The sequence below is a fragment of the Pseudomonas frederiksbergensis genome (assembly GCF_001874645.1).
GTDB classification, from domain to species: Bacteria; Pseudomonadota; Gammaproteobacteria; order Pseudomonadales; family Pseudomonadaceae; genus Aquipseudomonas; species Aquipseudomonas frederiksbergensis_B.
Genome location: NZ_CP017886.1, coordinates 3,463,662 through 3,487,445 on the forward strand (window position 1 = coordinate 3,463,662; position 23,784 = coordinate 3,487,445).

20 protein-coding genes and 1 pseudogene are annotated in these 23,784 nt (G+C 59.6%); 10 read left to right on the forward strand and 11 right to left on the reverse strand.

All coding sequences use genetic code 11. The annotated features are described in order from the left end of the window. The first annotated feature begins 33 nt into the window (after positions 1–33). The 8 genes and pseudogenes from bioF (at position 34) to BLL42_RS16625 (ending at position 9,509) form a co-directional block, all read left to right on the forward strand. Entirely contained in the window at positions 34–1,212 is a 1,179-nt protein-coding gene (bioF, locus tag BLL42_RS16590) for an 8-amino-7-oxononanoate synthase (protein WP_071553078.1), read from the forward strand. Beyond that, positions 1,205–1,935, forward strand: a pseudogene (locus tag BLL42_RS16595) (alpha/beta fold hydrolase). Before bioF ends, BLL42_RS16595 begins: the two are co-directional and overlap by 8 nt. Beyond that, complete coding sequence (gene bioC / locus BLL42_RS16600; protein WP_071553079.1) at positions 1,928–2,740, forward strand: malonyl-ACP O-methyltransferase BioC; 813 nt, start codon at positions 1,928–1,930, stop codon at positions 2,738–2,740. The pseudogene BLL42_RS16595 and the gene bioC overlap by 8 nt, the downstream one beginning before the upstream one ends. Further along, positions 2,737–3,417 carry a dethiobiotin synthase gene (gene bioD, locus BLL42_RS16605; RefSeq protein WP_071553080.1) on the forward strand — a complete coding sequence of 227 codons (681 nt, stop codon included), beginning with the start codon at positions 2,737–2,739 and terminating at the stop codon, positions 3,415–3,417. Before bioC ends, bioD begins: the two co-directional genes overlap by 4 nt. A 107-nt stretch (positions 3,418–3,524) precedes the next feature. After that, complete coding sequence (locus BLL42_RS16610) at positions 3,525–3,821, forward strand: pyrroloquinoline quinone biosynthesis protein PqqE (RefSeq protein ID WP_071553081.1); 297 nt, start codon at positions 3,525–3,527, stop codon at positions 3,819–3,821. A gap of 276 nt (positions 3,822–4,097) precedes the next feature. Continuing rightward, complete coding sequence (locus tag BLL42_RS16615; RefSeq protein WP_071553082.1) at positions 4,098–5,903, forward strand: phenylacyl-CoA dehydrogenase; 1,806 nt, start codon at positions 4,098–4,100, stop codon at positions 5,901–5,903. A 221-nt stretch (positions 5,904–6,124) separates the two neighbouring features. Next, entirely contained in the window at positions 6,125–7,414 is a 1,290-nt protein-coding gene (locus BLL42_RS16620; RefSeq protein WP_071553083.1) for a GGDEF domain-containing protein, read from the forward strand. Between the two features lie 316 nt (positions 7,415–7,730). Then, positions 7,731–9,509 (forward strand): acyl-CoA dehydrogenase C-terminal domain-containing protein, encoded by a 1,779-nt coding sequence (locus BLL42_RS16625; protein WP_071553084.1) that lies wholly within the window; start codon positions 7,731–7,733, stop codon positions 9,507–9,509. A 235-nt stretch (positions 9,510–9,744) separates the two neighbouring features. Here the strand turns inward: BLL42_RS16625 and BLL42_RS16630 are convergent, their stop codons facing one another. Next, on the reverse strand, positions 9,745–10,674 hold the full coding sequence (locus tag BLL42_RS16630; RefSeq protein WP_071553085.1) for a LysR family transcriptional regulator: 930 nt from the start codon (positions 10,672–10,674) through the stop codon (positions 9,745–9,747). A gap of 101 nt (positions 10,675–10,775) precedes the next feature. Here BLL42_RS16630 and BLL42_RS16635 point away from each other — a divergent pair, with 101 nt between their 5' ends. Next, positions 10,776–11,474, forward strand: coding sequence for an MOSC domain-containing protein (locus BLL42_RS16635; RefSeq protein WP_071553086.1), 699 nt, complete (start codon positions 10,776–10,778; stop codon positions 11,472–11,474). Next, positions 11,471–12,748 carry an aspartate aminotransferase family protein gene (locus BLL42_RS16640; RefSeq protein ID WP_071553087.1) on the forward strand — a complete coding sequence of 426 codons (1,278 nt, stop codon included), beginning with the start codon at positions 11,471–11,473 and terminating at the stop codon, positions 12,746–12,748. The genes BLL42_RS16635 and BLL42_RS16640 overlap by 4 nt, the downstream gene beginning before the upstream one ends. 92 nt (positions 12,749–12,840) lie before the next feature. On the opposite strand, the gene BLL42_RS16645 is transcribed toward BLL42_RS16640, so the two are convergent. From BLL42_RS16645 to BLL42_RS16690, 10 genes are all read right to left on the reverse strand, one after another. Then, positions 12,841–14,673, reverse strand: coding sequence for an alpha/beta hydrolase family protein (locus BLL42_RS16645; RefSeq protein WP_071553088.1), 1,833 nt, complete (start codon positions 14,671–14,673; stop codon positions 12,841–12,843). Next, entirely contained in the window at positions 14,639–15,814 is a 1,176-nt protein-coding gene (gene pqqE / locus BLL42_RS16650; protein WP_071553089.1) for a pyrroloquinoline quinone biosynthesis protein PqqE, read from the reverse strand. The genes BLL42_RS16645 and pqqE overlap by 35 nt, the downstream gene beginning before the upstream one ends. Then, positions 15,786–16,061, reverse strand: coding sequence for a pyrroloquinoline quinone biosynthesis peptide chaperone PqqD (pqqD, locus tag BLL42_RS16655; protein ID WP_071553090.1), 276 nt, complete (start codon positions 16,059–16,061; stop codon positions 15,786–15,788). Before pqqD ends, pqqE begins: the two co-directional genes overlap by 29 nt. Beyond that, complete coding sequence (gene pqqC, locus BLL42_RS16660; protein WP_071553091.1) at positions 16,058–16,810, reverse strand: pyrroloquinoline-quinone synthase PqqC; 753 nt, start codon at positions 16,808–16,810, stop codon at positions 16,058–16,060. The genes pqqD and pqqC overlap by 4 nt, the downstream gene beginning before the upstream one ends. A gap of 36 nt (positions 16,811–16,846) precedes the next feature. Then, a complete protein-coding gene (gene pqqB / locus BLL42_RS16665) occupies positions 16,847–17,758 on the reverse strand; it encodes a pyrroloquinoline quinone biosynthesis protein PqqB (RefSeq protein ID WP_071553092.1) in 912 nt (303 codons plus the stop codon). An 85-nt stretch (positions 17,759–17,843) separates the two neighbouring features. Beyond that, positions 17,844–17,918 (reverse strand): pyrroloquinoline quinone precursor peptide PqqA, encoded by a 75-nt coding sequence (pqqA, locus tag BLL42_RS16670; RefSeq protein WP_003194766.1) that lies wholly within the window; start codon positions 17,916–17,918, stop codon positions 17,844–17,846. 138 nt (positions 17,919–18,056) lie between these two features. After that, a complete protein-coding gene (pqqF, locus tag BLL42_RS16675) occupies positions 18,057–20,540 on the reverse strand; it encodes a pyrroloquinoline quinone biosynthesis protein PqqF (RefSeq protein ID WP_071553093.1) in 2,484 nt (827 codons plus the stop codon). Positions 20,541–20,647: 107 nt separating this feature from the next. After that, positions 20,648–21,442 (reverse strand): carbon-nitrogen hydrolase family protein, encoded by a 795-nt coding sequence (locus BLL42_RS16680; protein WP_071553094.1) that lies wholly within the window; start codon positions 21,440–21,442, stop codon positions 20,648–20,650. 12 nt (positions 21,443–21,454) lie between these two features. Then, positions 21,455–23,137 carry a flavin monoamine oxidase family protein gene (locus BLL42_RS16685; RefSeq protein ID WP_071553095.1) on the reverse strand — a complete coding sequence of 561 codons (1,683 nt, stop codon included), beginning with the start codon at positions 23,135–23,137 and terminating at the stop codon, positions 21,455–21,457. A gap of 140 nt (positions 23,138–23,277) precedes the next feature. Continuing rightward, positions 23,278–23,739 carry an Lrp/AsnC family transcriptional regulator gene (locus BLL42_RS16690; RefSeq protein ID WP_008067391.1) on the reverse strand — a complete coding sequence of 154 codons (462 nt, stop codon included), beginning with the start codon at positions 23,737–23,739 and terminating at the stop codon, positions 23,278–23,280. Positions 23,740–23,784: the final 45 nt, after the last annotated feature.

Below are 23,784 nucleotides of genomic sequence, written 5' to 3' on the forward strand. Positions count from 1 at the left end.
GTTCGATGTTCATTTCTCAATCGCGAGGTCTGCATGTCTTTCGATCTCAGCGCGCGTCTTGCTGCCCGTCGTGCCGAAAACCTCTATCGCCAGCGTCCATTGCTGGAGACCCCACAAGGCCCGCAAGTGGTGGTCGATGGTCAGCCCTTGCTGGCGTTCTGCAATAACGATTACCTGGGCCTGGCCAATCATCCGCAAGTGATCGAAGCCTGGCGTGCCGGTGCCGCCCGCTGGGGTGTCGGTGGCGGTGCTTCGCACCTGGTGATCGGTCATAGCAGCCCGCATCACGCGCTCGAAGAAGCCTTGGCCGATCTGACGGGGCGCCCGCGTGCGCTGCTGTTTACCACCGGATACATGGCTAACCTCGGCGCCGTCACGGCGTTGGTCGGGCAGGGCGACACAGTGCTCGAAGACCGGCTCAATCATGCGTCGTTGCTGGATGCGGGGCTTTTGTCGGGGGCGCGTTTCAATCGCTATTTGCACAACGACGCGGTCAGCCTGGCCAAACGCCTGGAGAAGGCCACGGGCAATACGCTGGTGGTGACCGATGGGGTGTTCAGCATGGACGGCGATATTGCCGACCTGCCGGCGCTGGCTCGTGAAACCAAGGCCAAAGGTGCGTGGCTGATGGTCGATGATGCCCATGGCTTTGGTCCCTTGGGCGCCAATGGCGGCGGGATCGTCGAACACTTCGGTTTGAGTCTGGAAGATGTGCCGGTGTTGGTCGGCACTCTGGGCAAGGCGTTTGGCACTGCGGGTGCGTTTGTTGCGGGCAGTGATGACCTGATCGAAAGCCTGATCCAGTTCGCTCGACCGTACATTTACACCACCAGCCAACCACCGGCCCTGGCATGCGCGACCCTGAAAAGTCTTGAATTGCTGCGCAGTGAACATTGGCGACGCGAGCACTTGAACGTGCTGATCCGCCAATTCCGAAAAGGCGCCGAGCAGATTGGTTTGGCGTTGATGGATAGCGCTACGCCGATCCAGCCGATCATGGTGGGTGATGCCGGGCGCGCTGTGCGTTTTTCGCAGATGCTGCGTGAGCGCGGGCTGATGGTGACCGCGATCCGTCCACCGACCGTGCCGGCCGGCAGTGCACGTTTGCGCGTAACGCTGACGGCGGCGCACAGCGAGGCGCAGGTACAGCTATTGTTAGACGGTCTGGCCGATTGTTTTCAGCAGATGGGAGCGGAGCCGAACCATGCGTGATCGTCTGATTCTGTTGCCCGGTTGGGGCTTGGTATTTCACCGCTGGAACCGCTCGCGGCGGCGTTGCAGGGATTGGACGAACACCTGCGCGTCGAGATCGAACCGCTGCCGGAACTGGAGTCGAGCGACCTCGATGAATGGCTCGATGAGCTGGACTCGACCCTGCCAAAAGATGCCTGGCTCGGCGGTTGGTCGCTCGGCGGGATGCTCGCCTCAGCGCTCGCGGCTCGACGTGGCGAGCGCTGCTGCGGTTTGCTGACGCTGGCGAGCAACCCTTCTTTTGTGGCGCATGCCGAGTGGTCGAGCGCCATGCCGGGCGAGACCTTCGATGCGTTTCTGGCCGGGTGCAGCGCGGACCCGCGCATGACCCTCAAGCGCTTTAGTCTGCTCTGCGCCCAAGGTGCCGAAGACCCGCGCGGGTTGTCGCGCCTGCTACTTGCAGGTGCGCCGAATACCCCGCAAGCGCAGTTGATGAGTGGGTTGGAAGTGCTCGCACAACTGGACAACCGGAAAGTCTTGCAGGCCTTTCGAGGTCCGCAGTTGCATCTGTTCGCCGGGCTTGACGGGTTGGTTCCGGCCGAAGCTGCCGGTGAGCTGCTGGCGTTACTCCCCGATGTCGAAATTGGTCTGATTGAACAGGCCAGTCACGCGTTTCTTCTGGAAGACCCCCACGGTGTGGCGGGGGCCATCCAGGCCTTTTTGCATGAGTCCGGTGATGACTGATTTATCCCTTCCCAACCTGCCCGGTGGCTTGCCCGACAAGCGTCAGGTCGCGGCATCCTTTTCCCGTGCAGCGGCCAGCTATGACAGCGTTGCCGAATTGCAGCGGGCCGTCGGCAGTGAATTGCTGGGGCGTTTGCCGACGGATAGGTCGCCCGTTCGCTGGCTGGATCTGGGCTGTGGCACGGGGTATTTCAGTCGTGCGCTGGGTGAGCGATTCAACGCCAGCGAAGGGCTGGCACTGGATATCGCGCAAGGCATGCTCAATCACGCACGGCCCTTGGGCGGCGCGACACATTTCATTGCTGGCGATGCCGAGCGCTTGCCGTTACAGGACGCGAGCTGCGACCTGGTGTTTTCCAGCCTTGCAGTGCAGTGGTGCGCCGATTTCAGGGCGGTGCTCAGCGAGGCCTATCGGGTTCTCACACCTGGCGGTGTGTTGGCGTTTGCCAGTCTCTGCGTGGGGACGCTGTATGAATTGCGCGACAGTTGGCGTCAGGTCGATGGTCTGGTGCACGTCAACCGCTTCCGCGAGTTCAGCACGTATCAACAACTGTGTGCGGCCAGTGGCTTGAACGTGATCAGTCTGCAAAGTTGTCCGCACGTGCTGCATTATCCGGATGTGCGCAGTCTGACTCACGAACTCAAGGCCCTAGGCGCGCATAATCTCAATCCTGGTCGGCCGGGCGGGCTGACAGGCCGGGCGCGGATCATGGGTTTGATCGACGCCTATGAGCCGTTTCGTCAGGCGCAAGGACTGCCCGCGACTTATCAGGTGGTCTACGCCGTGTTGGAGAAACCACTATGAGTGCAGCCTATTTCATTACGGGTACCGATACCGACGTCGGCAAGACCACCATCGCCGCGGGCCTGTTACACGCCGCGCGGCTGGCGGGGTTGAGCACGGCGGCCGGTAAACCCGTGGCGTCTGGCTGCGAGGTGACGCCCAAAGGTTTGCGCAATGCCGACGCGTTGGCGCTGTTGGCGCAATGCTCGTTGCCACTGACCTATGCCGAGGTCAATCCAGTGGCCTTCGAGCCGGCCATTGCGCCACATTTGGCCGCACGTGAGGCGGGTATCGCGCTGACGGTCCAGTCGTTGCTGACGCCGATGCGGCACATACTGGACAAGCAGGCCGACTTCACCCTGATCGAAGGCGCGGGTGGCTGGCGGGTCCCGCTGGCGGATCAGGACAATCTCTCGGATCTGGCAATGGCACTGGATTTGCCGGTGATTCTGGTGGTTGGCGTGCGTCTGGGATGTATCAATCACGCGTTGCTGACAGCCGAGGCGATTGCCCGGGATGGTTTGCAACTGGCGGGTTGGGTCGCCAACATCATTGAGCCAAAGACGTCGCGGCTGGAAGAGAACCTCGCCACGCTGGCAGAACGGCTGCCGGCACCGTGTCTGGGTCGCGTGCCGAAACTCAAACTGGTTACGGCAGAAACGGTGGCGGAGCATCTTCAACTGGATTTGCTCGACTAGATTTTGCCTATGACAAGGCATTGTGCCATTAGTGTTTTTGTCGGGCCTTTTGTCGGTGTCTCTGGTTCAATGAGCGCTGTTTATCCTTTGCAGGGTGGAGTTGTCCCATGGAAATCTCGGGAAGCAGCGCTTTTTATGCCGGTCTGAGCACTATTCAGTCCGGGCAGAACCGTGTTGATCAGGCAGCCAGCCAGATCGCCAACACCACTGTCGAACGCTCCGCCACCAGTCAGTCTTCCGAGGCTCAAGTCGACCGACTGCGCTCGGTTGATCGCAGCCAGCAAACAGACCTGGCCAGTAATATGGTCGATATGTCCCAAGGCAAGATCCAGGCAGAACTGGGTGTCAAAGTCGCCAAGGCTTCTGACGAAATGCTCGGTACGTTGATCAATACTTTCGCTTGATCCCTCGCTGAACCTTTTACCTGAACGCCGCCTTTGGCGCGGTGTTCTGTCGGGCATGTCCTTCTCGTTCAACTAATCTTTCCTACACAGTTTGTTGCCTTGCGCACCGGCTGCGGACTTTTGCGTGCGCGCTATTCACGTGGGTCATGACGAACGGCAAAAGATCGACGCTTGACAAGATTTCAGCGTAAACGTATGTTTCAAACAACTGTTTGACCGTCACAACAAATCATTGCGGTCGCTCATTCCCGGTTACATCAGCAGAGGTTTATCGCTATGCCTGACTACAAGGCCCCCTTGCGTGATATTCGCTTCGTTCGTGACGAACTGCTCGGCTACGAAGCGCACTATCAGAGCCTTCCGGCTTGCCAGGACGCTACCCCGGACATGGTTGACGCCATTCTCGAGGAAGGCGCCAAGTTTTGTGAGCAGGTGCTGGCTCCGCTGAACCGCGTGGGTGACACCGAAGGCTGCACCTGGAGCGAGTCCGGCGTTAAGACCCCGACTGGCTTCAAAGAAGCCTACAAACAATTCGTCGAAGGCGGCTGGCCAAGCCTGGCTCACGACGTAGAGCACGGTGGTCAAGGCCTGCCGGAGTCTCTGGGTCTGGCTGTGAGCGAGATGGTCGGCGAAGCCAACTGGTCGTGGGGCATGTACCCAGGTCTGTCTCATGGCGCGATGAACACCATTTCCGAGCACGGTACGCCTGAGCAGCAAGAGGCTTACCTGACCAAACTGGTGTCCGGCGAATGGACCGGCACCATGTGCCTGACCGAACCGCACTGTGGCACCGACCTCGGCATGCTGCGCACCAAGGCTGAGCCGCAGGCTGATGGTTCCTACAAAGTTTCCGGCACCAAGATCTTCATTTCGGCCGGTGAACACGACATGGCCGACAACATCGTCCACATCGTGTTGGCTCGCCTGCCGGATGCGCCTGCTGGCACCAAAGGCATTTCGTTGTTCATCGTTCCAAAGTTCATGCCGAATGCTGACGGCAGCATCGGTGCACGCAACGCCGTGACCTGTGGTTCCCTGGAACACAAAATGGGCATCCACGGTAACGCCACCTGCGTGATGAACTTCGATGCGGCCACCGGTTTCCTGATCGGCCCGGCGAACAAAGGCCTGAACTGCATGTTCACCTTTATGAACACCGCGCGTCTGGGTACGGCTCTGCAAGGTCTGGCTCACGCCGAAGTCGGCTTCCAGGGCGGTCTGAAATACGCTCGTGATCGTCTGCAAATGCGTTCCCTGACGGGCCCGAAAGCGCCGGACAAAGCCGCCGACCCGATCATCGTTCACCCTGATGTACGTCGCATGCTGTTGACCATGAAGGCGTTCGCCGAAGGCAACCGTGCAATGGTTTACTTCACTGCCAAGCAGGTCGACATCGTCAAGTACGGCGTGGATGAAGAAGAGAAGAAGAAAGCTGACGCACTGCTGGCGTTCATGACGCCGATCGCCAAAGCCTTCATGACTGAAGTCGGTTTTGAGTCCGCCAACCACGGTGTGCAGATCTACGGCGGCCACGGCTTCATCGCCGAGTGGGGCATGGAGCAGAACGTTCGCGACAGCCGGATTTCCATGCTGTACGAAGGCACCACCGGTATCCAGGCTCTCGATTTGCTGGGCCGTAAAGTGTTGATGACTCAAGGCGAGGCTCTGAAAGGCTTCACCAAGATCGTCCACAAGTTCTGCCAGACCAACGAAGGCAACGACGCTGTCAAAGAGTTCGTCGAGCCGTTGGCTGCACTGAACAAAGAATGGGGCGAGCTGACCATGAAGGTCGGCATGGCTGCGATGAAAGATCGCGAAGAAGTCGGCGCTGCGTCGGTGGACTACCTGATGTACTCCGGTTACGCCTGCCTTGCCTATTTCTGGGCTGACATGGCGCGCCTGGCTGCCGAGAAACTGGCTGCCGGCACCACCGAAGAGGCCTTCTACACCGCCAAGCTGCAGACAGCGCGCTTCTACTTCCAGCGCATCCTGCCGCGTACCCGCACTCACGTTGCAACCATGCTGTCGGGCGCTAACAACCTGATGGACATGAAAGAAGAAAACTTCGCACTGGGCTACTAAGTCCCGCGCAGCTCTTCAAACAGCCGCTGCTTCTTCGGGAGCAGCGGCTTTTTTGTACCCGGCGCAAACGATTGCAAATATTCCCGACTAAAACGCTAAGTAGAACGCTTTTGCTGCCGTTAAAGAGTGTGCGGTGTGATCTGCGTCACATTGCATGTGCTTAATTGCCAGGAATGCAGGCACAATGCCATCTATTGATTTGCCGGGCCGGAGCTCTACCCTTGCCGCGTTCTTCCGTTGTACGTCTCAGTCACTTTTTACCCTCATTACTGTTGTTGCTTGCGGGGCTTGCGGCTGCCTACGTCAAGGATCTCAACGTCTTTTTCACCTCCCTGTTCAACGTGCTGCCAACCCTGGTGCTGTTGCTCGGCGGCTCGTACTGCGCGGTTTACCGACGCCAACGTGAACTGTTTCTGATGGTCACGGTGTACATCGCCTACTTCCTGCTCGACACCCAAACCGATTACTACCGTGATTACGGCAAGGTGCGTGACGACGCGGCGGTGGTTTTCCATCTCTGCTGTTTGCTGCTGCCTTTGCTGTACGGGCTGTTTGCCGCCTGGCAGGAACGTACCCACCTGTTTCAGGACATGGTCGCGCGTTTCGCTGTATTGCTGGCATTCGGCAGTGTTGCACTGGGACTTGAGCAAAGTTACCCACAGGCGTTGTTGATGTGGCTGTCGGAAATACGCTGGCCGGCGTTGCATGGTGCCTGGATGAGTTTGATCCAGTTGTCTTATCCGGTGTTCTTCGCGTCCTTTCTGCTGTTGGCGTATCAATACTGGCGCAACCCACGGCCGCTCCATGCAGCGCAACTGGTGGGCCTGCTCGGGTTGTTCTGGATGTTGCCGAAGACCTTCATTCTGCCATTCACCCTGAACATCATGTGCAGCCAGGTGATGTTGATGATTGCGGCGGCAGTCTCCCACGAAGCCTATCAAATGGCTTTTCGTGATGAGCTGACCGGCCTGCCGGGGCGTCGCGCCCTGAACGAACGCATGCAGCGTCTGGGCCGCAACTATGTGTTGGCGATGGGCGACGTCGACCACTTCAAGAAATTCAACGACACCCACGGGCACGATGTCGGCGACCAGGTGTTGCGACTGGTGGCCAGCAAGCTGTCGAAGATCGGCGGCGGTGGCCGGGCGTATCGTTACGGGGGCGAGGAGTTCGCCTTGGTGTTCGCCGCTAAAACTCTCGAAGAGTGCATGCCGCACCTGGAAGTCATCCGTGAGTCGATTGCCACGTACAACATTCAGCTGCGCAATCAGGACAACCGTCCGCAAGACGATCAGCAAGGTCGGCAACGCCGCGCGGGCTCTGGCGCCTCAAGCGTTACGGTCACGGTGAGTATCGGTGTCGCCGAGCGACTGGAGCAGCGGACCCCGGAAGAAGTCCTGAAATCCGCAGATCAGGCGCTCTACAGCGCCAAGGGCGCGGGACGAAACTGCGTGATGGCATTCGGGCAAAACCGCCGTGGCGCGGTGCGTATGGATGGCGCTGCAGGTTGAGTGATGATCGCGTATTCAGCGTCTGGACTGTGTTTGTTCGGGGCGGTACACGGCAGTAGGTCTGGATGATCTGCTGATGGAATTTTTTGCACTCTGACATCAGCGCTGCCTCTGAAAGATCGCAGTCTGTGGTAGCTCCTACAATTCAGGTGAGCCTGTAGGAGTTGCCGCAGGCTGCGATCTTTTTGTTGGTGACTAAAAATTACAAATAGGTCACTAGCTGACCCTATGTGTCGTAAAAGTTGTTCGGGTACACTCAAGACCTTGCTGAAACCCGATCCTACGAATCACTTTTCAAGTTCTCACGAGGTTTGCCATGGCTGACTACAAAGCGCCCCTGCGCGATATGCGCTTCGTCCTCAATGAAGTTTTCGAGGTCGCCAAACTGTGGGCTGAACTGCCCGCCCTGGCCGACACCGTCGATGCCGAGACCGTTGAGGCAATCCTTGAGGAAGCCGGCAAAGTCACCAGCAAAAGCATCGCGCCGCTGAGCCGTGCCGCCGACGAAGAAGGCTGCCACTGGAGCGACGGCGCCGTGACCACACCAGCAGGTTTCCCACAGGCTTATCAGACTTATGCTGAAGGCGGTTGGGTCGGCGTCGGTGGTGATCCGGCCTACGGCGGTATGGGCATGCCGAAAGCGGTTTCGGCTCAGGTCGAAGAAATGGTGAACTCCGCCAGCCTGTCGTTCGGTCTGTATCCGATGCTTACCGCAGGGGCTTGTCTGTCGATCAACGCTCACGCCAGCGAAGAACTGAAAGCCGCCTACCTGCCAAACATGTACGCCGGTGTCTGGGCAGGCTCCATGTGCCTGACCGAACCCCATGCGGGGACTGACTTGGGGATCATCCGCACCAAGGCCGAACCGCGAGCGGACGGTTCCTACAAGGTTAGCGGCACCAAGATCTTCATCACCGGCGGTGAGCACGACCTGACCGAAAACATCATTCACCTGGTACTGGCCAAACTGCCGGACGCACCGGCGGGCCCGAAAGGTATTTCACTGTTCCTGGTACCGAAGTTCATGGTCAACGCCGACGGTAGCCTTGGCGCGCGCAACCCTTTGAGCTGCGGTTCGATCGAACACAAAATGGGTATCCAGGCATCTGCTACCTGCGTGATGAACTTCGACGAAGCCGTGGGTTACCTCGTTGGTGAGCCAAATAAAGGCCTGGCAGCCATGTTCACCATGATGAACTACGAGCGTCTGGGTGTCGGTATCCAGGGTCTGGCCACTGGCGAGCGCTCTTACCAGAACGCGGTTGAGTATGCCCGCGATCGCCTGCAAAGCCGTTCGCCGACAGGCGCACAGAACAAAGACAAGGTCGCCGACCCGATCATCGTTCACCCGGACGTGCGGCGCATGCTGCTGACCATGAAAGCCTCGAACGAAGGCGGTCGTGCGTTCTCCACCTACGTGGCCATGCAGCTGGACACTGCCAAGTTCAGCGAAGACCCGGCTACCCGCAAACGCGCTGAAGACCTGGTGGCTTTGCTGACCCCGGTTGCCAAGGCGTTCCTCACCGATCTGGGCCTGGAAACCACTGTTCACGGTCAGCAGGTGTTTGGCGGCCACGGCTACATCCGCGAGTGGGGCCAGGAGCAACTGGTTCGTGACGTGCGGATCACCCAGATCTACGAAGGCACCAACGGCATTCAGGCGCTTGACCTGGTCGGGCGCAAAATCGTCGGCAGCGGCGGTGTGTACTACAAGCTGTTCGCCGACGAGATTCGTCATTTCACCGCCACCGCGAGCGGTGATCTGGCTGAGTTCACCAAGCCGTTGAACGACGCGGTCGACACGCTGGACGAGCTGACTGCCTGGCTGTTGGACCGTGTGAAAAATAACCCGAACGAAATCGGCGCGGCCTCGGTCGAGTATCTGCAAGCGTTCGGCTATATGTCCTACGCCTACATGTGGGCACTGATGGCCAAAGCGGCCTTCGGTAAAGAGGCGCAGGACGACTTCTACGCCAGCAAACTGGGCACTGCGCGTTTCTACTTCGCTCGCCTGCTACCGCGAATTCATTCGCTGAGCGCTTCGGTCAAGGCCGGTAGCGAGTCTTTGTTCCTGTTGGATGCGGCGCAGTTCTGAGGCGTGTAACGTCATGTAAGCATTTACTTACGTGACGTGCTGCTGTTTTCCCCTGTTCCAGGATTGGATCCAGAGCTAATCTACTTCACATGGACGTCGCGCAGGAAGCGCAAAGCAACAACACGGACACGTAGGATTCTGCCAGGATGGCGGAGTGAAATGGATGTCAGGGAAACAGTCTGCAAAGCCCCGCTTCGGCGGGGTTTTCTTTTGCCTGCGATTTATGTTTTGTCATTCAGCCCTGAACATCCAGTACCGTCGGGCTCGCCATCCATCCGGCCGGGCTGTTCATCACGTCTTCCAGCAAGTTGCGCAGCAACTCCAGCGTTGCTTGCTGACGTTGCACATCGCGACAGACCAATCCTACTTTCAGGGGGACCCGCGGCTCACTCAAGGGTTTCCACAAGAGTGCCTTGTTTCCGTGTTCCTGCTGCGAGCGGCCGGGCAGGACAGTGGCCAGTCTGGTGTGGGGCAAACTGTCGAGGATCCCCGCCATGTTGTTCAGTTCCGCCTGCACGTGCGGACGGCGTCCGAGATTGGCCAACTGTCCCTGCCAAATCTGCCGGACCTGAAACTCTTCCCCCAGCAGCAGCATCGGCAATTCGGCTGCCTGACTCATGGAGACTTTCTTGAATTCACGCAACGGATGATCGGCAGGGATGACCAGGGTCAGTTCATCTTCATACAGCAAAACGCCGTGCAGTCCGGGTTGGCGCGGCGGCAGATAGCTGATGCCGATATCGAGTGAGCCATTGAGCAGTCGACGTTCGATTTCCAGCCCTGTGAGCTCGTAGATCTGTACCACCAGGTGCGGTTGCGCCGTGCGCACACGCTCCAGCATTTTGGGTACCAGGCTGGTGTGAACGGTTTGCAGCACACCGATGGCCAAGGTGCGCAGCGCCTGGCCCTTGAAATTGCCCAAGGCCTCGCGCGCGCGCTGAAGACCGTCAAGCAACGGCAGGGCGTGGTTGTACAAGGTATGCGCGGCCAGGGTGGGTAGCAGGCGTTTACTGCTGCGCTCGAACAGGCTCACGTCGAGGTTTTGTTCCAGTTGGCGGATCTGTTGCGACAGCGCCGGCTGGGAGATCGACAGGCGTTCGGCAGCCCGTCCGACATGGCCTTCTTCATACACCGCGACGAAATAACGCAGTTGCTTAAAATCCATAAGTAATTCTTATCGAAAAAGCTGGAAAATCGAAATGGCTCAGCGCCTGACAGAAGCCTAGTCTAACCGCATTCACAAGGCTTACAGGGCCGGAGAGCGCGATGAATACCGTTTACGTTGATGGTGTTTACATAGGCAAGGCAAAAAACCTCGGGCAGGGTTTGCTCAGTGATACCGACAAACAGCGGATTGCCAATCGACTCTGGTTGTGGCCGCAAGGCTTGGGCAGCGATGAGCACGGCGATCCGCGTTTTCACACCGGCCCCGAACGCGCCCTGCATCATTACCCGGCCGAGCATTACGACTACTGGCGTGAACGTTATCCACAGATCGGCTGGAGCTCGCCGGCATTTGGTGAAAACCTTTCAACCCGTGGCCTGACCGAAGAGCAGGCGTGCCTCGGCGATATGTTTCGCTGGGGCAGTGCGTTGTTGCAGGTCAGCCAGCCGCGCTCGCCGTGTTATCGGTTGAGCCATCGCTGGGGCGTGCCGACCTTGCCGCAACTGGCCCAGGATACGGGACGCTGCGGCTGGTTCTACCGCGTTCTCAAACCCGGTTTTGTCAGTGCCGATCAGCCGTTCGAGCTGATCCAGCGTAGCTATCCAGGCCTGACCGTGGCTTGGGCCCTGCGCTGTTTTTATAGGGAGCCGCTTGAGCATGCCGGTTTGAAAAAACTCGTCGACTGCCCGGCGCTTTCTTCGCGCTGGCGTGATATTGCACTCAAACGCTTGCGCACCGGGCGCGTCGAGGATTGGTCGTCACGTCTGCTGGGTTTGCCGCTTGAGGGATTGCGCGCATGAATCTGTTCAACCTGCGTCGCCATCAGCCGAGCCTGAATGATCTGGTGGTGGAGCACTTTCAGCCTTCAAGGCGTGACAACCATTCCAGCGAGTGCCTGATGCCCAGTGTCGAGCGACCCCAGCAAATTTTTGTTCGCGGCCAGGGTTCCTGGCTCTGGGACAGTGACGACCGTGCGTATCTGGATTTTACCCAAGGCGGCGCGACCAACAGCCTCGGCCACAGCCCGTCGGTGCTGGTCAACGCCATCGCCGCTCAGGCGCAAACGCTGATCAATCCGGGTTCGAGTCTGCTGAACCGTGACCAACTCAATCTGGCCGAGCGGCTGTGCATCAGTACCGGCAGCGACCAGGCTTACTTGCTCAACAGTGGCAGTGAAGCTTGCGAAGCGGCGATCAAGCTGGCGCGTAAATGGGGGCAACTGCATCGCGGTGGCGCTTCGCGGATCATTACGGCCAGCGGTAGCTGCCATGGTCACGGCTTTGCGGCCATGTCCGCGTCGGACTGTCAGAACAATCGCTTTGAGCCGCAGCTTCCGGGTTTCAGCCACGTTCCGTTCAATGATTTGCCAGCGTTACATGCGGCGGTGGATGCACAGACCGTCGCCATCATGCTCGAGCCGATCCAAAGCGCCGCCGGGGTGGTTCCGGCGACCGAGCATTACCTCAAAGGTGTCGAGCGCCTGTGTCGTGAGTTGGGGATTTTGCTGATCTTCGACGAAGTGCAAACCGGGATTGGCCGTTGCGGCAGTCTGCTCGCCGAACAGTTTTACGGCGTGCGTGCCGACATTGTTGTCCTGGGCAAAGGGCTGGGCGGCGGGGTGCCAGTGGCGGCGTTGCTGGCTCGCGGCAAAGCCTGCTGCTTTGAGTTGGGCGAACTGGATGGCACTCATCATGGCAACGCATTGATGGCCTCGGCGGCGCTGGCGGTTCTGGACAGCGTGCTGGATCACGGTTTCCTCGAGCATGTTCGGGAAAGCGCTCAACACCTGCACGACGGCTTGAGCCGATTGGCCAACCGTTACGGGCACGGTGAACTGCGTGGCCAAGGGCTGCTCTGGGGCCTGGCCCTGAGTGACGATTCGGCTGACGCAGTGGTGAAAGCGGCGCTGTACGAAGGTTTGCTGTTGAGCGCCCCGAAACCCGATTGCCTACGGTTCACGCCCGCGCTGACGGTCAGCAAGGCCAATATCGACGAAATGCTGCTGCGCCTGGCCCGAGCTTTCTCCCGGGTGCGCACGGCCCAACTTCAATGCCGCAGAGGCATCGCGGTCTGAACAGACCGCCACTTATCCTATTCCCTAACCGTCTTGCGGTATTACGCAGCGCCCCATGCCTGATCCTTTTGGCATGGGGCGTTTTTTTTGTCTCACACGTTCTTCTGATCCATCACCCCGCGATAAAACAACCATTCCTGCTCCAGCGCATGGGCCTGATTGCTGGCCTTGCGAAAGCCGTGGCGTTCGTCCGGGTAGTAATGGGCCTGTGCAGGGATGCCGCTGTCTTGCAGAGCCTTGAGCATGTCGCGGGTTTGTTGCGGCACCACCACAGCGTCGAGTTCGCCCTGAAAGAAAATCACCGGCACATGGATTTCGCTCGCGTGCAGCATCGGCGTGCGGGCGGCGTAGCGTTCGGCATCCTGCTGCGGATTGCCGATCAGCCAGTCCAGATAGTCACCTTCGAATTTATGGGTGGTGCGGCCCAGGGCAGCCGGGTCGCTGACGCCGTACAAACTGGCGCCCGCGCTGAAGACGTCCCGAAATGCCAGCGCGCAGAGTGTGGTGTAACCGCCGGCACTGCCACCGCGAATGAACGCGTGACTACCGTCGATCAAACCTTGCCCCGCGAGGTAGGCGACCACGGCGCAGGCGTCTTCAACATCCACTTTTCCCCAGCTCAGGTATAGCGCCTGCCGATAGGCGCGCCCGTAACCGCTGCTGCCGCGATAGTTAAGGTCGGCGACCGCGAAGCCGCGTTGCGCCCAGTACTGGATACGCGGATCGAGTATCGGGTAGCACGCCGATGTTGGCCCGCCATGAATAAACACCAACAACGGTGGTTTGGCGACATCGGTCATGGCCGGATAAAAGAAACCATGGGCTTCGCCGGCACCGCTTGGGTAGCGCAGTGTCTGCGGCTGGCTGATGTGTTCGGCGGGCAGCAGTGCCACCCCGCCAGCCAACACCTGGACTTGATGGCTTTTGCGCTTGATGGCAATCACCGCAGAAGGGCTGACCGGCGAAGCCGCGATGCAGTAAACAAATTCTTGATCCAGCGCCAGATTGCGGAAGCGACTGTAGTCGCCGGTGAAATCCTCGCTGGAATCGCCAGAGCACATCCCCAAGCGTCCGAAACCTTCCACGGTCCAGCTCGCCCAGTAATTTTTTTCGCCAAGCGGCAACCAGGTGCAACCGCCAAGCTGCCACGGCGCTGGCGCATGATCGGCGTCGCTGCTGGGCACCGGCTGTAAACCTGATCCGGTTTCGACCCACGGCTGCCAGAAGCCGGCGCGATCGGTCAGGCAATACAAACGGCCGGCTTCATCGAAGCGAGGCTGTTGCAAGGATTCCTCAGAGGCGTCACCGGCCACACAATGCGGCTCGCCGAAAGTGCCGTTGGTGTCGCGTTCGGCGACCATCAAGCGTGTCGCGGTCCAGGGTTGATGCGGCCGGCTCCATTCGATCCAGGCCAATCGCCCGGCATCTGGACTCAAGGTTGGCGCCGAGTAAAAGTCTGCACCTTCGGCCAACAGCTGACGTTTGCCGTCTGCCGGATCGATGGCAACCAGGCGATGCTGATGGCCTTGCTCTTCGACGGCGAGCACCTGCCCATCGGCAAATTGCAGATCGCCGTAACGGCATTCACCAACGGTCAGCGCCTGCGGTATTTCACCTGCCAACGATTGCCGATACAACTGTTGGTCCGTCTCGTTGACGAAGACCACGCCGTCATCGCTCAGGCAAAAAGACCCGCCACCGTATTCATAGACCCGACTGCGCGCACTGAACCCCGGCGGAGTCAGGCAATGGGCGGTGTTGTCGTGCCAGTGCCAGATTCGGCAGGCGGGATCTTCGGGGCGGTACTCATTCCAGAACACGCCATGAGCGCCGACGCGCAAGTCAGTGAAATCGACACCGGCCGCTACCGCTTTGATGGCGCTCAAGGGTTCAGCATTTAACGATGAGGCGTGAGTTTCGTTCATTGCGAAAGGCCAACTGTTCGATGGTCTGGGTAGCGTGCTCGGCTTCTTCGCGGGCCTTGAGGATCACGCCGTGATGTTCCGACTTGCTGCACACCGGGTCGGCGTTGCTCGCGTCACCCGTGAGCATGAACGCCTGGCAACGGCAGCCGCCAAAGTCCTTTTCTTTCTCGTCGCAGGAGCGGCACGGCTCGGGCATCCAGTCGTAACCGCGAAAGCGGTTGAAGCCGAATGAGTCATACCAGATGTGCTGCATGCTGTGATCGCGCACGTTCGGGAATTGCACCGGCATCTGTCGTGCGCCGTGGCACGGCAGGGCGGTGCCGTCCGGGGTCACGGTCAGGAAGATGCTGCCCCAGCCGTTCATGCAGGCTTTGGGGCGTTCTTCGTAGTAGTCCGGGGTGACGAAGATCAGCTTGCACGGATGACCTTCGGCTTCGAGCCTGGCGCGGTAATCGTTGGTGACGCGCTCCGCGCGCACCAATTGTTCCTTGGTTGGCAGCAAACCGACGCGGTTGAGCTGAGCCCAGCCGTAGAACTGGCAGGTGGCGAGCTCGACGAAGTCGGCTTCCAGGGCGATACACAGCTCAATGATGCGGTCGATCTTGTCGATATTGTGCCGATGGGTGACGAAGTTCAGCACCATCGGGTAGCCGTGGGCTTTCACCGCACGGGCCATTTCGAGCTTCTGGGCGAAGGCTTTTTTCGAACCGGCCAGGAGGTTGTTCACCTGCTCGTCGCTGGCCTGGAAGCTGATCTGGATGTGATCGAGTCCGGCTTTCTTGAAGTCGCTGATTTTCTGCTCGGTGAGGCCAATCCCTGAAGTGATCAGATTGGTGTAGAAGCCCAGTTTTCGGGCCTCGGCGATCAGCTCGGCGAGGTCCTGACGCACCAGCGGCTCGCCACCAGAGAAGCCCAGCTGCGCCGCGCCCATTTCCCGTGCCTCGCGAAACACCTTGAGCCACTGCTCGGTGCTGAGCTCTTTGCCTTGTTCGGCAAAGTCCAGCGGATTCGAGCAATAGGGGCATTGCAGCGGGCAGCGGTAAGTCAGCTCGGCGAGCAGCCACAGCGGCAGGCCGATCTCGGGTTTGTGCGGCAATGGCTGGGCCGCTGATTCAGGCAAGCTCGATCCAGTGCTCTGCACGGGCGACCTCCATGAATTGCTCGATGTCGTCACCAAGCTCGGGCACGCCGGGAAACTGGCTATCCAGTTCGGCAATGATCGCCGCGACGTCACGTTCACCGTCGATCAGGCCGCCGATCAGCGCGGCGCTTTCGTTGAGTTTGATCATGCCTTCCGGGTACAGCAGCACATGGCCTTTTTGCGCCGGCTCGTACTGAAAGCGGTAGCCGGGACGCCAGCTCGGAGTCTTGCTGCGGTCGAAACTCATAGAGCGATCCCTTTATGCCAGACCCGTTGCTCAGTCACGCTGTGATAAGGCGGGCGGTTCAGTTCATAAGCCATGCTCATGGCGTCGAGCATGCTCCAAAGGATGTCCAGTTTGAACTGGAGAATTTCCAGCATGCGCTGCTGGCCTTCATAGGTGGTGTAGTGCTGCAAGGTGATCGCCAGGCCGTGCTCGACATCGCGCCGGGCCTGGCCCAACCGGGTGCGGAAATACTCATAACCGGCCGGATCGATCCACGGGTAATGCTGCGGCCAGCTGTCCAGACGTGACTGGTGGATCTGCGGCGCGAACAGTTCGGTCAGCGAGCTGCTGGCAGCTTCCTGCCAACTGGCCCGGCGGGCGAAGTTGACGTAGGCATCCACCGCGAAACGTACGCCGGGCAACACCAGTTCCTGGGAACGCAGTTGATCCGGGTCCAGGCCCACGGCTTGGCCAAGACGCAACCAGGCTTCGATGCCGCCGTCTTCACCGGGCGCACCGTCGTGGTCGAGCAGACGCTGAATCCACTCGCGACGGACTTCACGGTCCGGGCAGTTGGCCAGAATCGCAGCGTCCTTGAGCGGGATGTTCACCTGATAGTAGAAACGGTTGGCGACCCAGCCCTGGATCTGCTCGCGGGTCGCCCGGCCTTCGTACATCGCCACGTGATACGGGTGATGGATGTGGTAGTAGGCACCCTTCGCCCGAAGAGCGTGTTCGAACCCGGCGGGGGGCAGTGGTGTGTCAGTCATTTCGGTTCTCCGGGGAGCTGTGGGAACGGTCTGCTCTTACAGCTCGATGCTCATGCCGTCATACGCCACTTCAACATTGCGCCGAACCAGCTCGGCGCGCTCCGCTGAGTCCTCATCGAGGATCGGATTGGTGTTGTTGATGTGGATAAGCACTTTGCGCTGCTTGGGCAGTTGCTCCAGCACTTCGAGCATGCCTCCGGGGCCGTGCTGTGCCAGATGGCCCATCTCCCGACCAGTGCGGGTGCCAACGCCACGACGCTGCATCTCATCGTCGTCCCACAGCGTGCCGTCCACCAGCAGGCAATCGCTGCCCGCCATGATCTCCAGCAACGGTGCATCGACCTTGCCCAGCCCCGGCGCGTAGAACAACTTGCCGCCCGTTTGCAGGTCTTCAACGATCAGCCCGATGTTATCGCCCGGGTGTGGGTCGAAGCGGTGCGGCGAGTAGGGCGGTGCGGCGCTACGCAGTGGCAATGGGGTAAAGCGCAGGTTCGGGCAGGCCGCAACGGTGAAGCTCTGGTCGAGCTCGATGCGGTTCCAGTTCAACCCGCCGTTCCAGTGGGTAAGCATGGTGAACAGCGGGAAGCCTGTGCTCAGGTCTTCATGGACCATGTCAGTGCACCAGACCTGATGCGGGCAACCTTCGCGCAAGCTCAGCAGGCCGGTGGTGTGGTCGATCTGGCTGTCCATCAGGATGATCGCGCTGATGCCGGTGTCACGCAGGGCGCGACCCGGTTGCATCGGGGTGAAGTTCTGGAGCTGCGCGCGAATGTCCGGCGAGGCGTTGCACAGGACCCAGTTCACGCCGTCATCGGAAATCGCGATAGACGATTGGGTACGCGCCTCGGCCCGCAGGCTACCGTCGCGAAAGCCAGCGCAGTTCACGCAGTTGCAGTTCCACTGCGGAAAACCACCGCCAGCGGCGGAACCTAGAATCTGGACAAACATGGTTGCTCCATCACTTCAACGCTAAAAATAAAAACGCCCCGGACGGGCCGAGGCGTTGTACCGCATGTTCTACCCAAAGGCAGAATCAACGGCTGGCGAAGTACATGGTGACTTCAAAGCCGATACGCAGGTCGGTGTAAGCAGGTTTGGACCAGGTCATAAAAACGTTCCTTCAGGCGGGTGAGAAAAATTCACTCTATACATAGAGTCCACCTCCCGCGGGAGATGTTCAGCTGCTTGCCGGGCTATGTTACTGAAACGTTTCCGCTAATTGGAGACTTCTATCGAAGAAAGCCCATTACAGCCCCGGTAATGATCGGGCAGCCGGTTGCCAAGTGCCATCCGGGCAAGCACCGCTGGCAAGGCATCTGCGGCCACCGTCTGCGTGAATCAAGCGTCTTGCCGCGTCGAGCAACGCTGTGTGGTCCAGTAGCAGTACGGCCTGTTGCAACTGAAACAGGTAATCCGACGAGTGGCCGCCCAGTTTGCCCTGCCACAGCAGTTCAAAGGCCAGTGCGACGGGCAAGACGTTGCCGTCGAGTTGTTCGGCCAGGGTCTGGCGATGATTGATCAAGGACGCATCATCGAACGTCGAGATGAGTTCCGGCAATTGCTGCAGGAAATGCTCGATGTGTTCGAGGATCTTTTTCACCGATGCGTTCGGCGATTGCACGCCGAACAGCAGCCCGGTCTGCCCGTTGATCTGGCGGACACCGCTGAACACCGCGTAGCCCAATTGCAGTTCGACCCGCAGGCGCTGATAGAAAGGCGTTTGGCAGAGTTGGGCCAGCAGGCGCCACGCGGCTTCGTCGGCCAGTGCCTGAGTGGGCGTAGGGCAAAACAGCAGCAGCGCATTTTCGTGGGTGTCGTTGGACAGCTCAGACCAGAGACGTTGACTGGCAATAGAGACCGGCGCTGTCATCTCGCTGTCGGGAATGCCAGGCACTCGGCTCAATGCGCGGATGATTGCCGTTTGAACGGCTGCTGGCAGACCTGCGGCCAGTCCATCCCAGCGCGCAGTGGCCCACTGTTGTTGCAGATCGTGAGGACTGGCTGGCTGTAACGCCGAACGCAAACTCTGTTCCTGGCAATGCTCAGGAAGTGCTTTGAGCAATTGCCGAATCGCAATCATCGGCACAGGCGAGTTGCTGTTTTGCCAGGCATCGACGGCGGGGCTCGTCAGACACAGCAGCGTCTGTTCGAGAATTGCCGGCATTGGCTCATGCAGTCCGCTCATTTTCAGCAACCATTGATTGCCCGTTTCGTTGAAGGACAGATCGACGCCTGCCTGACGGGCGTCGTCGCACAAGCCTTGCAGACTGCGGGCCAGTGTCGGCTGAAGATTGGCTGACGGTATCGAGTCGAGGCACCAACGAAGGCAAATCGCCGCTTCGCCGCTGTCGTCCGCCAGTGCCGGGCTGAACTGCATGGGCGAACGTTCGCGGCGACTGCGCGTGCGATCTTGGGCAAATGTCCGCAAGCCGCGATGGGCGCTGGTTTGTCCACGGATCAAACCGGCCGGTGCTGGCGCTTCGACCGAACGCAGGAGCGGATTGGACGGCGGCAGTTGCCAGGCGACAGCCAGGTTATCCACAGGTGTGGGGTTCATCTGCTGCAATATGGCCTTAAGGGCAATGACACCCGACTCCGACAGTTCTGCTTCCCACTTCTCGCTATCCAGTCGGGCAAGTGCCAAGGCGTTGTTGGTTTTACGCTTGCGCTGTTGCAGCAGGGCATATTCTTCGCGCAGTTCAGACCAGTCGACAGAGTGGGCGAAGAAACTCAACCAATCGCCAAACAGCTCGCTGATTGTCCCGGTTTGCGTTGCGGCACTGGCCGTCAGGATGAACTCGACCTGCAGCACCGCTTGCCCGGCGAATTGGTACAGCGGCGCTGCCTTGAGGTTGTCGATCAGTTGGCGATGGCGTAACTCGGCAAACAGGCCTCCCGGTTTCGACGCGTTCAGCCAGGTGCAGAGAAAATCCAGTGCTTCGCGGGATGCGTTCGGCAAGGCTTCGAATGCAAACAGCAGGTTGAGTTGGCGTTCGTCAACCTGTTGATAACTACGGTTTGTGGTTGCCATCAACGTGGGCGGTGCGTTTTGTGGTTGCGGCTCACCGACGGCGAAGTCGCTGCACAAGCCCTGCGCCATGCTGCGCAATTCATCCACAGGCTGTGGCCCGGCAAGGCTCAAGGTCATTTGGCCAGTCTGATAGAAGCGTTGATAGAAAGTGTTCAGCGCCTGCTGGAACTCAGGCTGTTGCACTGCCAGGCTGTCGCGATTGCCGGCATGGAAGCCGCGCAAAGGGTGATCAGGTGAGAGCCCGTTGAACAGTGCGAGGTGTCGCTGCGCCTCCGCATCCTGAGACCAGGCGATGAATTCCGCTTCCAGTACTTCCCGTTCGCGCAACTGATCGTCCGGACTCAGACGCGGGTGGGCGAGCATGTCGCACAAGCGCTCAAGCCCTTCGGTGAAGGCTTGAGGCGGTAATTCGAAGAAGAAGTCGGTGGCGCGCTCACGGGTGCTAGCGTTCAGTTGCCCGCCATGACGTTGCACGTAGGCCATCAACCCATCGTTTGCCGGAAAGCGTTCGGTGCCGAGAAACAACACATGCTCAAGAAAATGCGCCAGCCCGGGCCAGGCCAGCGGCGCATCGTGGCTGCCGGCGGCAACCCGTAAAACTGCGGCACAGCGTTTCAAACCCGGTGCATGACGAAGTGAAACCCGCAGGCCGTTGGCCAGGGTTTCGGTGTGAGGAAGAAGGTGGGTCGGCGCAGGCATGAGCACTTCCGCTACTTAAGAAGCGCTCATGCTAGCGAAAACCCAGGGGGCGTTCTCAATTAGTTTCCACACCGCGGCGGGGAAACAAATTGAGAATGCCCCCAGGATCAGCGCTTGTTCAGCTCGCTGTAGAGCTCTGGCCGACGATCGAGAAAGTAGCGATTGGCGGCGCGAGAGTTGAGCATCAACTGCCGATCCAGCGCGCCAACGATCAGCGCTTCATCCAGGCCAGTGTGGGCGATGCGGTTGCCGTCCGGCGCGGCGATGCTGCTTTGGCCGCAGTAGTGGATCTCGCCCTCGTGCCCGCAGTAGTTGGCGTAAGCCACATAACACTGGTTCTCGAAGGCCCGCGAGCGCACGGTGACATCGGCGATGAAGTCGTAGGGAATCATGTTCGCCGTCGGCACCAGAATCAGCTCGGCACCGGCCAGCGCCAAGCGTCGGGCATTTTCCGGAAACTCCAGGTCGTAGCAGATCAAAAAGCCAAGCTTCCAACCGTTTAGTTCCACCAGCGGAAACTCATTCGGCCCAGCGCTGAACATCGAATGATCGAGTTCGCCGAACAGATGAGTCTTGCGGTAGTTGGCCAGACGCTGGCCTCGGCTGTCGATCAACTGCACGGCGTTGTAGATCTGCCCGTCCTCGGCGCGCTCCGGGTAGCCATACACAATGGCGATACCGGAGGCCTTGGCGATGCTCGCGACGTACTGCGCTGAAGCGCCGTCTTGCGCCTCGGCCAATGCCCCCACTGCTTCGGCGCCGATGTTGTAGCCGGTCAGGAACATCTCCGGGAACACCAGCAGATCGGCGCCTTTGGCCTCTGTCGCGATCTTTTGCAGACGTTGCAGATTGCCAACAACGTCGAGCGGCAGCGGCGGGCATTGGTAGAGAGCTACGCGCATTTCGGACTCCTCTTACTCGGGCAGGGCAATCGGACCGATTTCATGGAACACATCGCCCGGGCCCGGGTTTTGCGCATGCGTGCTGCCACCAAAGTGATTCATGATGCCCCATACCGCGTTGAGCGAAGTCTGTACCGCGCCTTCGACCCACGCCGGCGTCCACGAAACGTCGTCGCCGGCGATAAAAATCCCCCGCTGTTCGGCGGGCATATCTTGTTGCATGAAGTGCGCATACATCCGCTGGTTGTAGCGATAGTGGCCCGGCAGGGCACCTTTGAATGCACCGAGGAAATGCGGGTCGGCTTCCCAGGACACCGTAATCGGGTCGCCGATGATGCGCGCGGCGATATCGACTTTTGGATAGATTTTCTTCAGTGCATCCAGCGCCAGCTTTACGCGTTTTTCGATCGGTTGCGGAAGCATTTTCAGCGCGTCGCTCATCCACGAATACGACAGGCAAATCACTCCCGGCTTGTCGTCGCCATTGTCGAACAGGTAGGTGCCACGAGTCAGGCGATCGGTGAGCGTCATGCTCATCAGGTCACGACCGGTCTCCGGGTCTTTGTCTTTCCAGAACGGTCGGTCGACCATTACGAAGGTTTTTGACGATTGCATATAGCGGGTGCGATCCAGGGCCATCCACATTTTTTGCGAGAACAGCGACTCTTCGCACTCGATCTGAGTGGTCAGCAGCCAGCTCTGGCAGGTGGTCAGCACAGCGGCGTACTCGCGGGTGTCCCCCCAGTTGTCGGTCACGCTGAAGCGGCCGTCGGCGGCGCGCGCGATACGTTTGACCCCAGTGCGTGGCGCACCGTTGTGCAGCGAGCTCAGGCTGGTGCCTTCCGGCCAGTGAGCGCAACGCTCCGGCACATGGCGCCAGATGCCCAGCGGCACCTGCTCCACACCGCCAACCACCAGGTGTTGGTGATCGTCGCAGTTGGTCATTACCACGCGGAAGATTTCAAGCATCGAGTTCGGGAAGTCCGAGTCCCAGCCACCGGTGCCGAAGCCGACCTGGCCAAACACTTCGCGGTGATGGAACGATAGCTTGGCGAAGGCTTTGGAGGTGGCGACGAAGTCGTAGAACGTCCGGTCATCCCACAGCGGGACGAGGGTGTTCCACAGCTCTTTGAGGCGCGGTACATCGCGATCGCGGATTGCTTGCTGGATCTCGCCAAAGCGCGAACCGTCTTCCAGTGCATCCGCCCAGGCGTCGGCCACTTCCTGGAACAGTGCAGGAAGGTCGGCGAGTTTCTGTGCGTAATGAGTCTGGCCTTCCAGATCGATGACGGTGCTGCCGGAAGCAGGGGTCAGCGGGTTGGGGAAGGGCTTGGTCTCGAGACCGAGCTTGTCGACGTAGTGATAGAACGCAGTGGACGACACCGGGAAGCGCATGCCGCCCAACTCGGCGATGATCCCTTCAGCGCCTTCGAAGGCCTGGGAGCGCAAGCGGCCGCCCATTTTCGAGGCTTCGTAGACAACCGGTTTGAGGCCCAGCTTCATCAACTCGTACGCCGCCACCAGGCCTGCGATACCCGCGCCGACAATCGCCACTTCCGCGCCGTGGTTGTGCGCAGGGATACTGCCTAAACCGGCCGGGTGCTCGATCCAGTCGTCAAAGGCGAATGGAAAGTCCGGGCCGAAAATGGTGATTGGTTTTTTACCGTCTGCAGGATGGCGATTGTTCTTGTTCATGGCTGACCTTGCTGATGACTTGTACTCGGTGCTGAGTATAGGAAAAGACTGTCGCCATTCTAGGGAGCGTAGAGCACGTTAATAAGACGCAATGTGTCGTCGTTCTGCCTATTGTTGATGCAGTATGACGAACAGATCGATCAAACTGGCTGGCCGCGGTCAATCTTGCTGCTGAGGATGATCGAGGTGGTGGTTTTCTCTACGCCGTCGACGCTACCGATCTGGTCGAGCAACTGGTCGAGCTGTTCTGGTGAATCCGTACGCAGCCAGGCGACGTAATCGAATTCGCCACTGACCGCACACAACTGCTGGACCTGCGCCATGGCGCTGAGCCGACGCAGCACTTCCTTGCCAGAGCGTGGTTGCACGGTGATCCCGACATAAGCCTGCAAACCGCCATCGACCACCCGCTGCCCGAGCCGCACGCCATAGCCGGTAATTACCCGAGCCTTTTCCAGCCGCGCCAGGCGTGACGTCACCGTGGTGCGTGCAATCCCCAATTGCCGAGCGAGCATGGCCACGCTTTCGCGGGCATTTATCTGCAAGGCAGCGATCAGTTGGCGGTCGATTTCATCGAGGACGGGAGGGCGGGTATCAGGCAAGGTCATCTCCGGCGGCACGTTTCGGTGGGCGGGCATGTTACCGAT